Source organism: Aeromonas sp. 82P (assembly GCF_051919365.1).
Classification (GTDB): Bacteria; Pseudomonadota; Gammaproteobacteria; order Enterobacterales; family Aeromonadaceae; genus Aeromonas; species Aeromonas veronii.
In genome coordinates, this window is the sequence record NZ_JBQBEV010000001.1 from 850189 (window position 1) to 862769 (window position 12581).

The 12581-nt window shown below is 60.5% G+C and carries 11 protein-coding genes; 6 read left to right on the top strand and 5 right to left on the bottom strand.

The annotated features are described in order from the left end of the window. Nucleotides 1-78 precede the first annotated feature (78 nt). The gene (rsmC, locus tag ACTG2S_RS03970; protein ID WP_274160522.1) at nucleotides 79-1107 is read right to left on the bottom strand and encodes a 16S rRNA (guanine(1207)-N(2))-methyltransferase RsmC; all 1029 of its coding nucleotides are present in this window, start codon (nucleotides 1105-1107) and stop codon (nucleotides 79-81) included. Nucleotides 1108-1387: 280 nt separating this feature from the next. Between rsmC and dapA the strand changes: the two genes are divergently transcribed. After that, nucleotides 1388-2260, top strand: coding sequence for a 4-hydroxy-tetrahydrodipicolinate synthase (dapA, locus tag ACTG2S_RS03975; protein WP_043820620.1), 873 nt, complete (start codon nucleotides 1388-1390; stop codon nucleotides 2258-2260). A gap of 91 nt (nucleotides 2261-2351) precedes the next feature. Here the strand turns inward: dapA and ACTG2S_RS03980 are convergent, their stop codons facing one another. Beyond that, nucleotides 2352-3320, bottom strand: a complete 969-nt coding sequence (locus ACTG2S_RS03980) for a CYTH domain-containing protein (RefSeq protein WP_274160523.1) — start codon at nucleotides 3318-3320, stop codon at nucleotides 2352-2354. 169 nt (nucleotides 3321-3489) lie between these two features. Here ACTG2S_RS03980 and ACTG2S_RS03985 point away from each other — a divergent pair, with 169 nt between their 5' ends. Together ACTG2S_RS03985 and ACTG2S_RS03990 are read left to right on the top strand one after the other, a co-directional pair. Further along, on the top strand, nucleotides 3490-4170 hold the full coding sequence (locus tag ACTG2S_RS03985) for a TIGR00153 family protein (RefSeq protein WP_005340244.1): 681 nt from the start codon (nucleotides 3490-3492) through the stop codon (nucleotides 4168-4170). A gap of 25 nt (nucleotides 4171-4195) precedes the next feature. Next, complete coding sequence (locus ACTG2S_RS03990; RefSeq protein WP_005343043.1) at nucleotides 4196-5461, top strand: inorganic phosphate transporter; 1266 nt, start codon at nucleotides 4196-4198, stop codon at nucleotides 5459-5461. 90 nt (nucleotides 5462-5551) lie between these two features. On the opposite strand, the gene ACTG2S_RS03995 is transcribed toward ACTG2S_RS03990, so the two are convergent. Further along, nucleotides 5552-8008, bottom strand: coding sequence for a bifunctional aspartate kinase/homoserine dehydrogenase II (locus ACTG2S_RS03995; protein ID WP_258721903.1), 2457 nt, complete (start codon nucleotides 8006-8008; stop codon nucleotides 5552-5554). After that, complete coding sequence (gene metB, locus ACTG2S_RS04000; RefSeq protein WP_439982007.1) at nucleotides 8008-9180, bottom strand: cystathionine gamma-synthase; 1173 nt, start codon at nucleotides 9178-9180, stop codon at nucleotides 8008-8010. The genes ACTG2S_RS03995 and metB overlap by 1 nt, the downstream gene beginning before the upstream one ends. Nucleotides 9181-9385: 205 nt before the next feature. Here metB and metJ point away from each other — a divergent pair, with 205 nt between their 5' ends. The 3 genes from metJ to ACTG2S_RS04015 all read left to right on the top strand — a co-directional run bounded on the left by metJ (nucleotide 9386) and on the right by ACTG2S_RS04015 (nucleotide 10896). Beyond that, entirely contained in the window at nucleotides 9386-9709 is a 324-nt protein-coding gene (metJ, locus tag ACTG2S_RS04005; protein WP_005340251.1) for a met regulon transcriptional regulator MetJ, read from the top strand. Between the two features lie 41 nt (nucleotides 9710-9750). Then, nucleotides 9751-10485: a helix-turn-helix domain-containing protein gene (locus tag ACTG2S_RS04010; protein ID WP_439982008.1), complete on the top strand. Its 735-nt coding sequence runs from the start codon at nucleotides 9751-9753 to the stop codon at nucleotides 10483-10485. A gap of 72 nt (nucleotides 10486-10557) precedes the next feature. Next, nucleotides 10558-10896 carry a tRNA-binding protein gene (locus ACTG2S_RS04015; RefSeq protein ID WP_439982009.1) on the top strand — a complete coding sequence of 113 codons (339 nt, stop codon included), beginning with the start codon at nucleotides 10558-10560 and terminating at the stop codon, nucleotides 10894-10896. Between the two features lie 71 nt (nucleotides 10897-10967). Here ACTG2S_RS04015 and ACTG2S_RS04020 read toward each other — a convergent pair whose 3' ends face one another. Beyond that, complete coding sequence (locus ACTG2S_RS04020) at nucleotides 10968-12239, bottom strand: aromatic amino acid transport family protein (protein ID WP_439982011.1); 1272 nt, start codon at nucleotides 12237-12239, stop codon at nucleotides 10968-10970. Between the last annotated feature and the right edge of the window lie 342 nt (nucleotides 12240-12581).

Sequence of the window (12581 nt, forward strand, 5' to 3'; positions counted from 1 at the left end):
GTTTTTATCGTGTGCTTAATACCTTATCAGATGCCGGATGGCGCTCTCTAGCTGTTTTATTGTGCGGCTTACACTTATTTACATTTTGCTCAGATAGACCTTGAATTTGGCATCACTGCTGATCACTTCAGTCCGTTTGAAGTGTGTCTCCAGTATAGGCTGGTAGCGCAAGAAGGCGTTGGCAACAATGGTCAGTGAACCATTTGGCAGCAAAAATTCCGGCGCCTTGGCCAGGAACTGCTCGGTCGCCGCATAGAAGGTTTTGAGACCCGCATGGAATGGCGGGTTGGAGACGATGTGCTGGAAACGGGTGGAGACATCCGAATAGACATCGGAAGCGGTGACCTTGCCCTTCAGACCGTTGATCGCCAGGGTGCGGCGGCTCGATTCGAGCGCCAGCGCGCTGATATCCACCATGTTGACCTGCAGATCCGGATTGCGCTTGGCCAGCACAGACCCAATCACCCCGGCGCCACAACCGAAATCGAGCAGCTCGCCCTTCATCGGCGGCACGGCGGCCAGCAGCATCTGGGTGCCGAGATCCAGCTCGGCGGCGCTGAAGACACCGGGCAGCGCCAGCACGGTCAGCTCGGTATCACCGGCCTTGCACTGATAGCGGCCAAACCAGCTATCCAGATCGAACGGGGCGACCGGTTTGCAGAGCTCACCGTGATAGAGCGAGCAGCGGCGGGCCGAATCGCGCTTGATCGGCTTTTCGCCATAGGGGGCCAGCAGCTTGTCGGCACCATTGATGCCGCCGCGGTTTTCACCGGCGAGGAACAGATCGGCACCCGCTTCCAGCAAGGGGGTCATCATGGCCAGCAGATATTGTGCCTCGGCCTTGGCCTTGGGCATCAGCAGCAACAGGGCATCGAAGCGCGGGGCTCCACCGAGCTGGTGGTCGAACAGGATAGCCTCGCCGAGGGCGGCCTGCTGGCTGCGGTAGTAGCAGTAATCGGTGGTAAAGACGGTCAGGGTCCGGGCCAGGCTCGCCAGTTGGCGGGGGTAGTCATCCTCCAGCGCGCCGCAGACAAGTAGCCGCTTGCCGACAAAGAGGGCTTGGTTTCGTTCCAGCATCTGGCTGACGGCACTGATAGGGCTGCTCATCGGGTCTCTCCACGCAATTTTGGGCGGCCATTATACATAGCCCCTTTCGCCTTGACATTTATGCCGTGTTCCCGAAATATGCCCAGACACCATTTTTTGACCAGAGATGACGAAATGCGGTTCAACGGGTTGAAACGAAAGCACAAAAAAAGCCTGAAATTCGGGCCTGCCGACGTTCGCGCGTAACCTCTCATCCCTGAGAAGCTTCAAACCCCGGTTGCGCACATCGTACCGGGGTTTTTTATTGCCATATGCGCGTCATTTAGGAGAAGGAGATCCCATGTTTCAAGGTTCAATCGTTGCGTTGATCACCCCGTTTCGACAGGGAAAGCTGGATGAAGAGGCGCTGCTGCGTCTGGTGGAGTGGCATATCGAGCAGGGTACTCACGGCATTGTGCCGGTAGGCACCACGGGCGAAAGTCCGACCCTGACCCACGACGAGCACTGCCGGGTGGTGGAGCTGGTGGTCAAACAGGTCGCTGGCCGTATTCCGGTGATTGCCGGAGCGGGCTCCAACAATCCGGTCGAAGCCATCGAGTACACCCTCCATGCCGAGCGGGTGGGCGCCGATGCCACCCTGCATGTAGCCGGTTACTACAACCGCCCCAATCAGGAGGGGCTCTACCACCACTTCAAGGCGGTACACGATGCCACCGCCAAGCCGATCATTGTCTACAACATCCCGCCGCGTGCCATCGTTGACGTGCAACCCGCGACCCTGGCCCGTCTGGCCGAGCTGCCGCGCATTGCTGGGGTGAAAGATGCCACCGGCGATCTGGCCCGCCCCTGGACCGAGCGCCAGCTGATCAAAAAGCCTTTCGCCTGGCTCTCCGGTGAAGATGCTACTGCCGTCGCCTATAACATCGGCGGTGGTCAGGGCTGTATCTCGGTGACTGCCAACGTGGCCCCCAAGCTGGTAGCCGAGGTGCAGAACCTCACGCTGGCGGGCAAGTGGCAAGAAGCACGCGAATTGCAAGACAAGCTGATTCCGCTTCATCAGGCGATGTTTGCCGAGCCGAGCCCGGCTGGTGCCAAGTATGCCGCTTCCCTGCTCGGTTTCTGCAGCGAGGAGTGCCGCCTGCCGGTGATGCCGCTGTCAGAAGCGACCCGCGAGCGCATTCGCAGCGCCATGCAGCAGCTCAACCTGCTGTAATGCAAAACGGGTGAGCCAAGGCTCACCCGTTTTGTTTTCGGCTTTTGTTTCCGGTCTTTATTTCCGACCTTTAGTAACGGTATGGCCACGCTCAGGCTGCGTGATGCAGCCAAGCGGCGATGGCCAGTTGCAACTCGACATATGCCGGATAGAGGAAGAGCTCTGCCAGCTCGGCAGGCCACTCGTCATGCTCGTCCGACTGGGTTTGCAGATGGGCGTGCAGGCTGGCCAGAGCTGGCAGCCAGGGCGCTGGTTGTGGCAGCGTGGCCGCAGTGCGGGCGACCAGATCGATCCCCTGGCACAGGGCCGCGAGTGCCTGCTGTTGAATGCCTTTATCCTGAGGATGCTCCAGCCAGAGCTGCTCGTGATGCTGCCAGTGACGCAGCCCCTCGCTTACCCCCGTTATGCCATCCATACCTTCATGTTCGACCTGCGCCTGCAGGGCCAGCGGTTTGCCAAGACCAGCCAGTCGATAGCCGCGCTGGGCCTTGGATTGGGCGCCAAGGCGCAGCCCGCCGATCCTGGCGAGGTGCCGGGCCAGTGCAAACAGCGCCGCGGTCGCGCCGGATTTGAGCTCCAGTTCCAGCTCGTTGATGGTGGTGCTGCCCTGACTGCCGACTATCTCTCCCTGATCCCAGGCCAGCTCAATCTCGGTCCCCTCGAAGGCGATCAGCCAATGGCGGCGCAGGAAGTCGGTACGAAACTGGGCGACCAGCTGCTGCTGAATGTGGTCACGCTCGGTCAGGGTCGGCCAAATCTCATCGGGAAAGGCCGAGAGGGTCGGCAGATCGCCGCTCACGGGAGCGTTGTACTCGGGTCTGGCGTGCAGGCCGCCCACCACCTGACCGCGGCATTTGATGGTCTGCTCGGCGAAGGCGTCGCAGCGGCGAATGCGCAGCCCCATGTCCAGACGACGCAGGGCAAGGGTCGGCGTATCGAAATAGACGTTGCCGAGCTGCTGTTGTGACGATTCTTTAATCTCAAAAGAATTCAGCAGGTTGGATAACTCGGGTTGAATGTCGCGGGCGACAAAAAACTTTATCTCGATCTCAGTTTGCATAGTCATTCCGGGCTGGCAGGCAACTTTGGGGGGCAGGATTCGGGTCGCGGGGATATAATGCCCGCGAGACGACTAGATTAATTCGCGGTTTAATTGAGGGCGCAGTTCGGTTACCATGCGCGCCTCATAAAATCGTATCGAGTGTTTTTTCACCGACACAGGTTTGGCCATGCCAGTAAATACTATTTTGGGGCTTTTTGCCAAGTCCCCCATCAAGCCGCTGCAGAAGCATATCGTCAAGGTTCACCAGTGCTCACAGCAGTTGGTTCCCTTCTTTGACGCCGTTGCCGAAGACCGTTGGGAAGATGCCGAGAAGATCCGGCAGCAGATCGCCCAGCTGGAAAAAGAGGCAGATACCCTCAAGCGTGAAATCCGTCTGAAACTGCCTCGCGGCCTGTTCCTGCCGGTTGCACGTACCGACCTGCTGGAGCTGTTGACCCAGCAAGACAAGATTGCCAACCGTGCCAAGGATATCTCCGGCCGCATGCTTGGTCGTCGCATGGAGTTCCCCGCCGAAATGCGGACGGATTTCATGGCTTACCTCAAACGTTGTATTGATGCGACCGCTCAGGCCGAGAAAGCGATCGGGGAGCTCGACGAGCTGCTCGAGACCGGCTTCAAAGGACGGGAAGTGGAAATGGTTGCCGAGATGATCCACCAGCTGGATCTGATCGAGGACGATACAGACACCATGCAGATCGGACTGCGCCAACAGCTGCAAGCGGTTGAGCACAATTACAATCCGATCGATGTGATGTTCCTTTACAAGATCCTCGAATGGGTAGGTGACCTGGCAGATCAGGCCGAGCGCGTAGGCGCCCGTCTGGAACTGATGCTGGCTCGTTCGTAATCGACTGACTGGGTAAACACTACTAATGGACATTATCGCGAATTACGGCACCACTCTGGTGCTCGTGGCGGCCTTGTTCGGCTTTTTGATGGCTTGGGGCATTGGCGCGAATGACGTGGCCAACGCCATGGGGACATCGGTCGGCACCAAATCCCTGACCATCCGTCAGGCGATCATCATTGCCATGATCTTCGAATTTGCCGGTGCCTATCTGGCCGGTGGCGAAGTGACGGCCACCATCCGTAACGGCATCATCGACAGCAATGCGTTTGTCGATAGCCCGGACCTGCTGGTGCTCGGCATGATCGCCTCCCTGCTGGCAGCAGGCGCCTGGTTGATCCTCGCCTCCTACTTCGGCTGGCCTGTTTCCACCACTCACTCCATCATCGGCGCCATCGTCGGTTTTGCGGTGGTGAGCATTGGCCCGGAAGCGGTGCAGTGGAGCAAGTTTGGTGGCATCGTCGGCTCCTGGGTCATCACCCCGGCCATCTCAGGTGTTATCGCCTACTTCATGTTCATCAGCGTGCAGAAGCTTATCTTCAACACCGATGATCCCCTGAACAACGCCAAGCGCTATGTGCCGTTCTACATGTTCCTGACTGCGCTGGTGATCTGTCTGGTGACCATCAAGAAGGGGCTGACCCACGTCGGTCTGCACCTGAGCGATGGCGAGGGCATTCTGCTTTCCATCGCCATCTCCATCGCAGTGGCGTTTGCCGGCTGGATCTACATTCGCGGCCAGAAGTACAACCCGCAGGATGACAGCAAGATGCACTTCGCCAACGTGGAGAAGGTGTTCGGCATCCTGATGGTGATCACCGCCTGTGCCATGGCCTTTGCCCACGGCTCCAACGATGTGGCCAACGCCATTGGCCCGCTCTCTGCGGTGGCCTCTATCGTGGCTTCCGGTGGCGAGATTTCCAGTCAGGCAGCCATTGCCTGGTGGATCCTGCCCCTCGGCGGTATCGGTATCGTGATCGGTCTGGCGACCATGGGCGAGAAGGTGATGGCGACGGTCGGTACCGGCATCACTCACCTGACCCCGAGCCGTGGTTTTGCTGCCCAGCTGGCGACTGCCGCGACCGTGGTGATTGCCTCCGGTACCGGTCTGCCCATCTCCACCACCCAGACCCTGGTCGGTGCTGTGATGGGTGTCGGTCTGGCGCGCGGTATTGCGGCGCTGAACCTGGGGGTACTGCGCAACATCGTGGTCTCCTGGATCATCACTCTGCCTGCCGGTGCCATCCTGGCTATCGCCATCTTCTACGTGCTGCAGGCCTGCTTCTCCTAATCGAAGCGGCATTCAGCAAAAAGCCCGAGTCATTGACTCGGGCTTTTTATTGTGCGCGGGAGAGAGGTGCTGCTCCCTTTGCAATCAGCCTTAGAGGTTGGCGCAGATCTGCCACAGATCGTACTGGATAGCGGCAGCGGTTACTTCCCGACCCGCCCCCGGTCCCTGTATCACCAGCGGGTTGGTGCGGTAGCTGTCGCTCTCGATGGCGAAGATGTTGTCGCACGGCAAGAGGTTCGCAAACGGGTGGTGGGGCTCCAGCGCCTCCAGTCCGACCCGCGCCTTGCCGTCATGCTCGAAGCGGGCCACGTAGCGCAGCACCTTGCCAAGGCGCTTGGCCCCTTCGAAGGCGGTCTGGATCGGGCCATCCAGCTCTTTCAGTCTGTCCATAAACTGATCGGCGGTCACCTTGCGAAGCGTAACGGGCACCAGATTCTCCAGCTCGATATCGGCGGAGTCGAGCTCGAAGCCCGCTTCCCGCGCCAGAATAAGCAGCTTGCGCCGCACATCCTGACCAGAGAGATCTTCGCGGGGATCCGGTTCGGTCAGGCCGTGCTGCCACGCCTCGTCCACCAGCTCGGAGAAGGGGCGGGTGCCATCATACTGCTGGAACAGCCAAGAGAGGGTGCCGGAGAAGATGCCGGAGACCCCCTGAATGCGGTCGCCGCTCTGGCGCAGCATCTGGATGCTGGACTGGATTGGCAACCCGGCACCCACGGTGGCGTTGTAGCGCCACTGTACCTGATGGTCACGGCAGGTTTGCTTGATGCGCTGGTAGAACTCGCTGTCGGCGGCACCGGCAAACTTGTTGGCGGCGATGATGTGAATGCCGAGCTGGGCAAAATCCGGGTAGTAGCGGCTCACCGTTTCGCTGGCGGTCATGTCCAGCGCAATCAGCGCATCGAAGCCGTGCTGCTCAAGCTGGGAGAGCAACTCTGGCCAGATCAGCGGTTTGGGATTGAAGTTGTCCTGTACCTTGAGGGGGTTGAGCCCCTCTTCATCCAGCAGGCCCCCTTCCGAGCTGAACACCCCGTAGAGGGTGAGCGCCAGATTGAGTTCATGTTCCAGCCGTGCCTTTTCGCGGGCATAGAGGCTCAGCCAGTGGCCGCCGATATTGCCCTTGCCGAACACCACCAGTCCGACCCGGGTCGGGCGGCTGAAGAGGGCGCTGTGGAGGGCGATGAGCAGCGGCTCCAGCACCACCTGGCGCAGCACGGCCACCAGACTCAGGCCATCTCGGGCCACCTGTACGAACTCCAGTGGTTGATCTGCCAGCAGCTGATAGAAGCGGTGACACTGCTCCGCGTTGTCGGTGACACCGGCGCCGACCAGCGCCACCAGACTGAACCCCTCTTTCTGGATTAGGCCGGTGAAGCTCCCTTGCAGCTGGAAGTCGCGCAGCAGCTCGAAGGCGCCTTGTGCCACCTCAAGGGTGTAGGCGAGGCGCAGGATCCGGCGATCCGGCTGGCGCTGCAGGGTGAGCGGGTTGAGGCGGTGACGGGCCAGATGGGCCTCGATGGTGGCGACCGTCTGTTCATAGTTGGTCTGCGGCAGCACCTTCAGCTCGATGAGGGCGATCTGATCCACCGAGGAGACGATGCGGGCGCCACCAGAGCGGGGGGCGCGGCGCAGGATGTGGGTGCAGCCCTCATCCGGGTTGTAGCTGCAGCGCAAAGTGAGGCGCTGGCGGCTGTCGGCCACCGGTTGCAGGGTGCGCGAATGCAGCACCGAGGAGCCAAGACGGGCCAGCTCGTTGGCTTCGGCGAGGCTCAGGCGCTCCAGCAGGCGAGCTTCCTTCACCCGGCGCGGGTCGGCGCTGTAGACACCGGCCACGTCGCTCCAGATGGTGGTGGATTCGCCGTCCGCCAGTAGCGCCAACAGGCTGGCGCTGTAGTCGGATCCATTGCGACCGAGCAGCAGGGAGCGCCCCTCCATGTCGGCGGCGATAAAGCCGGTTACCACGATGCGACCGGCATGCTCCGCCAGCCGCGCCTTGAGCAGTTCGCTGGAGAGGGCGGTATCCACCTTGACCAGTGCGCCATCCTCGGCGCGCAGGAAACTGCGGGCATCGAGCCAGATGGCCTTGTCACCGCGGCTGGTGAGCAGGGCAGCCAGCAGGCGAGCCGACCACACTTCGCCAAAAGCGAGCAGGCCGTTGCGGGCGAAGCGATCAAACTGCCCTTCAAGCGTTTTGGCTATCAGCTGCATGTCGTCGGCCAGCTGCTTGCTCAGATCGAGCTGCAGTTCACCCTCCAGCAGGCCGTCGATCAGGCTCTGCTGATAGGCCTGCAGGGCAGAGATGGCTTCACCGGCGGCTTCGTCCCCCGCTTCGGCCAGCTCCACCAGCTGGATCAGTCGGTTGGTGGTCTTGCCAGCGGCGGAGACTACGATCAGCTCGTCGCCACCCACCTGTTGTTCAACGATACTGGCGACCCGGCGATAACAGACCGGATCCGCCAGACTGCTGCCACCGAATTTGTGGACGTGACGCCGCTTCAATCCTGCTTCTGCTGCCACCGCGATCTCTCCTTGTTGCTGCTGTTCCATTACTTCGCTACCTGTTCTGCCTGCTGCGCCTGTTCAAAAGCCTGAGCCAGATCGGCCACCAGGTCTTCACCGTGTTCAATACCGACCGACAACCGCAGCAGCTGGGCGCTGATGCCTGCTGCCTGCTGCGCGACCGGGGTCATGGCCCTGTGAGTCATGCTGGCCGGATGGGCCACCAGACTCTCCACTCCGCCGAGGGACTCGGCCACTGAGAAGAGGGTGAGGGCCGCGAGGAAGGCGCGAATGCCCGCCTCGCTGCAATCGAGTTCAAAACTTAGCATGGCGCCGAAGCCGGACTGTTGACGGCGCGCAATATCGTGGCCCGGATGGCTCGGCAGGCTGGGGTGATAGATGCGTTTCACCAGCGGCTGCTGTTGCAGGAAGGCGAGGATGCGGTCGGTGTTCTCCTGATGGGTGCGCAATCTGGGGGCCAGAGTGCGCAGGCCGCGCAGGGTAAGGTAGGAGTCGAACGCCCCGGAGGTGAGCCCCAGACAGTTGGCCCACCACACCAGCGACTCGGCCAGTGCCGCCTCCTTGGCAATCGCCACTCCGCCCACCACGTCTGAGTGACCGTTGATGTACTTGGTAGTGGAGTGCACCACCACGTCGGCACCGAGTGCCAGGGGTTGTTGCAGCAAGGGGGAGAGGAAGGTGTTGTCCACCACTACCTGTGCACCCACCTCATGAGCTGCGCTGGCAATGGCGCTGATATCCACCACCCGCAGCAACGGGTTGGAAGGGGTCTCGACCCATACCAGCACAGGCTTCTGGGCCAGCGCGGCGGCCAGAGCTGCCTCATCCCCCTGATCTACAAACTGCACCCGGTAGTGGCCCTTGGCTGCCAGATACTCGAACAGGCGCCAGGTGCCGCCGTAGCAGTCGTGAGGGGCAATCAGCAGATCCCCAGCCTTGAGCAGTGCTGTGGTGACCAGATGGACGGCGCCCATGCCGGTGCCGGTGACCACGGCGCCAGCGCCCCCTTCCAGCGCCGCCAGCGCGTCCGCCAGATTGGTGCGGGTCGGATTGCCGGAGCGGGCATAATCGTATTGACGGGGCTCGCCAAAGTCGGCAAAGGTGTAGTTGCTGGAGAGGTAGATGGGGGGCACCACGGCACCGTGTTGCTGGTCTGTCTCAATCCCGGTGCGAACCGCCAGGGTGGCCTTGTGGGTCATATCACTCTCCTTGATGTCTCTTTACACGCCGGCATCTTGCTGCCACGCGCCATCCCGCCATTGTGGGCTCATGGACAACCACACTACGCCAGCTTAAAAAAGCCGTCAACACTTCCAGACGTCTAAATGGCTTTGCTGTTGGATTGCCATTAATTTCCTTAAGGGTTAAAATCCGCGCTCACGGCTAAATGAGAACAGGTGAGTCATGGGAACAGAGTGGAACGGCGACTACGTCAGCCCCTACGCGGAACACGGTAAGAAGAGCGAACAGGTCAAGAAGATTACCGTCTCGATCCCGCTCAAGGTGTTGAAAGTGTTGACCGATGAGCGCACCCGCCGTCAGGTGAACAACCTGCGTCATGCGACCAACAGCGAGCTGCTCTGTGAAGCCTTCCTGCACGCTTTCACCGGCCAGCCGCTCCCTTGCGACGAAGACTTGCGCAAGGATCAACCGGACAGCGTCCCTGCCGAAGCGCGCGCCATCATGGAAGCGCTGGGCAAAGAGATCGAAGATTTCGACAAGGAATAACCCCCAATGACGCGGCCCTGGCCGCGTCATTGCTATCTGCCATGTCCCGCTTCAGCCTGCGCCACTATCACCACCACGTCTGCAGCCATAGCCACGACTTTGCCCAACTGGTGATCCCCCTCGATGGCCCCCTCGAGATCGAGGTGCAGGGCCATGGGCGCCGGCTTGCCCCCGGTTCTGCCTGCGTCATCGCCCCCGGCGAGCGGCACGACTACGCCGCCGATCCCGCGCTTTCGTTTCTGGTGCAGGAGAGCGACTGGCTACCCGGCGATCTGGCGGCTTGCCCCTTTATCGAGCTGGATGAGCCCCAGCGCCACTACCTCGCGTTTCTGCACCGCATGGTGGCCGAAGGGCGGCAGGTGGCGGGCATGGCGCAGGTGTGGCTCTCCCTGCTGGCGGAAGGGCAGGGGATGAAGAGCGCAGCCATTCCACGCCTTGCCGCCCGCATCCTCAAGGTGCAACGCCATATCGATGCCAACCTCGCCTCCCCGCTGACCAATCAGCAACTCGCCGCCATCGCCTGCCTTGGCCAGAGCCAGTTCAAGCTCGCCTTTCGCCAGCAGCTGGGGGTAAGCGTCTCCCACTACATTCGCAGTCGACGCATGGCGCTGGCGCGTACCCTGCTTGCCGGTACGCAACTGCCCGTTGGCGAGATTGCCAGCCGCTGCGGTTACCAGAATCAGGGGGCGTTCAGCGAGCGCTTCCTGACCGAGACCGGGCTCACTCCGTCCCTCTGGCGCCAGCAAAACGGCCGCCTGCCGCAACGAAACGGCTGATCGCCGAAGACAGGTTTCTCTCTTTGGGCCATGCTGCGGGTCATGCAAGGTGCACGATAAACAGGAGCAGAAATGGAGACGATTAGCTGGCAGGATTTCGAGGTGGTGGAGCTCCGGGTGGGCACCCTGGTGCGGGTCGAGCCGTTCCCCGAGGCGCGCAAACCGGCCTACAAGGTGTGGGCGGATTTTGGCCCTGAACTGGGGATTCGCAAGAGCAGTGCCCAGATCACCGCGCTATACCAGCCAGAGCAGCTGGTGGGCCGCCAGATCATCGCCGTAGTCAACTTCCCGACCAAACAGATAGGGCCGTTTCAGTCTGAATTTCTGCTGACCGGTTTCTACCGGCCAGATGGCGCCGTGGTGATGGCGATCCCCGAGCGGGCGGTGGAGAACGGCGCCAGGCTGGGCTGAGTTCACACCCGAACAGAGACAAGAGAGGCGACCCTAGGGTCGCCTCTCTTTTTGTTTTCTGTTGTGGGTCGTTACTTCAACAGGCTGAAGATCAGCGCTGATACCGCCAGCGAGCCGGTCAGCAGGATAAAGCCGTTGGTCCAGCCCTGACGGAAGCGGGCCAGCGCCTCCACCTTGTAGATGGCAATCACCGGCATGATAAACAGGATCATGGCGATGACCGGGCCGGAGAGGGTTTCCATCAGCCCCAGAATGCCCGGGTTGATGACGGCGGCCCCCCAGATAGAGAAGAACATCAGGGCGATACCGACTTTGTCCGCCTTGGCCAGCGGCAGGCCGGTAGGCTTGGCGATCAGGCTTTTCAGGCTTTCACGGGCACCGAGGAAGTGGCCAAGGAAGGAGGAGCTGATGGCGATAAAGGCGATGAGCGGTCCCAGAGTCACGATCACCGGGTTATCGGTGATGTTGGCGAGATAGGAGAGCACAGAGACGTTCTGGGCCTTGGCTTCAGCCAGCTGGGCTGGCGAGAGGCTCAGCACGCAGGAGAAGACGAAGAACAGCACGAAGCCCACCAGCATCACTGTGGTGTTGCGCAGGATCAGGCCGCTCTTGGCTTCCGCCTGCTCGCCATATTCACGACGCTGCACGTTGGCAAAGCCGGAGATGGCTGCGGCGTGGCTGAAGGCGAACACGGTGACAGGCAGCGCCAGCCAGACGGTGTTGAGGAAGCTGACCCCTTCAAACGCCGTCACTTCCGGCCATTGCCACTGAGGGATCAGGTAGCAGGAGAGAGCCGCCAGAATGGCCGCCAGCGGATAGACCATAAAGGCGAAGGCACGCAGCATTGCTTTCTCTCCCGCCAGCATCACGGCGATCATGGCAAACACCAGCACGCCGGAGAGCATCACCCGATCCGGAGCCGCCATGCCGAGCTGGTTGACCATAAAGCTCTCTACAGTGTTGGTCAGCCCGACCCCGTAGATGAGCAGGATCGGGAAGATGGAGAGGAAGTAGAGCGCCGAGATAAGGCGACCGGCCATCTTGCCGAAATGCTCCTCCGCCACTTCAGTGAAGTCGGCGTGGGAGCGTGACGAGGAGAGCACGAAGCGCGCCAGCCCGCGGTGGGCGAGGAAGGTCATAGGACCCGCCAGTACTGCGACGATGACGAGGGGCCAGATGCCGCCCAGACCCAGATTGATAGGCAGGAACAGGATACCGGCCCCAACGGCGGTGCCAAACAGGCTGATGACCCAGTGGGTGTCGTGACGGCGCCAGCGGGTGGTGCTGGCTGTGGTGGAGCAGGAACCGGATAGCTCCTTGGTAGCCTCTACAGATAAACTCATTACTAATTCACTTTTTGTTAGTGTTTTAATCTGAGTTTATTGTGGTTTATCGGGATTTAATTCTCAAAAAGTGAGACTGAAACATATCACTGCCATTGCGGGGTTTAGCCAGCGAGATTGGGAATGGAATCTGGTTCACAGAATGGAACAAAACTGATATTGGTGATTTTTGTGAAATATAAAACCAAAATTTGATCTACTATCATTTTTTTATTTTGGCTAATCAGGTGTTTTCAGAATTACGTGAAAAATAGCACCGTTTCTCGCCGGCCGATTGTGATGTTTCACTATCATTTCGCTTCTTTGCCAGCGTATCACGCTGTTCAAAAGCGCCTTTGGTAG

Coding starts and splice junctions, on each gene's coding strand:
- ACTG2S_RS03980 (WP_274160523.1), bottom strand. CDS start 3,320: ATGCAAACTGAGATCGAGATAAAGTTTTTTGTCGCCCGCGACATTCAA.
- metJ (WP_005340251.1), top strand. CDS start 9,386: ATGGGAACAGAGTGGAACGGCGACTACGTCAGCCCCTACGCGGAACAC.
- ACTG2S_RS04015 (WP_439982009.1), top strand. CDS start 10,558: ATGGAGACGATTAGCTGGCAGGATTTCGAGGTGGTGGAGCTCCGGGTG.
- rsmC (WP_274160522.1), bottom strand. CDS start 1,107: ATGAGCAGCCCTATCAGTGCCGTCAGCCAGATGCTGGAACGAAACCAA.
- ACTG2S_RS03995 (WP_258721903.1), bottom strand. CDS start 8,008: ATGGAACAGCAGCAACAAGGAGAGATCGCGGTGGCAGCAGAAGCAGGA.
- ACTG2S_RS03990 (WP_005343043.1), top strand. CDS start 4,196: ATGGACATTATCGCGAATTACGGCACCACTCTGGTGCTCGTGGCGGCC.
- ACTG2S_RS04010 (WP_439982008.1), top strand. CDS start 9,751: ATGTCCCGCTTCAGCCTGCGCCACTATCACCACCACGTCTGCAGCCAT.
- ACTG2S_RS03985 (WP_005340244.1), top strand. CDS start 3,490: ATGCCAGTAAATACTATTTTGGGGCTTTTTGCCAAGTCCCCCATCAAG.
- metB (WP_439982007.1), bottom strand. CDS start 9,180: ATGACCCACAAGGCCACCCTGGCGGTTCGCACCGGGATTGAGACAGAC.
- ACTG2S_RS04020 (WP_439982011.1), bottom strand. CDS start 12,239: ATGAGTTTATCTGTAGAGGCTACCAAGGAGCTATCCGGTTCCTGCTCC.
- dapA (WP_043820620.1), top strand. CDS start 1,388: ATGTTTCAAGGTTCAATCGTTGCGTTGATCACCCCGTTTCGACAGGGA.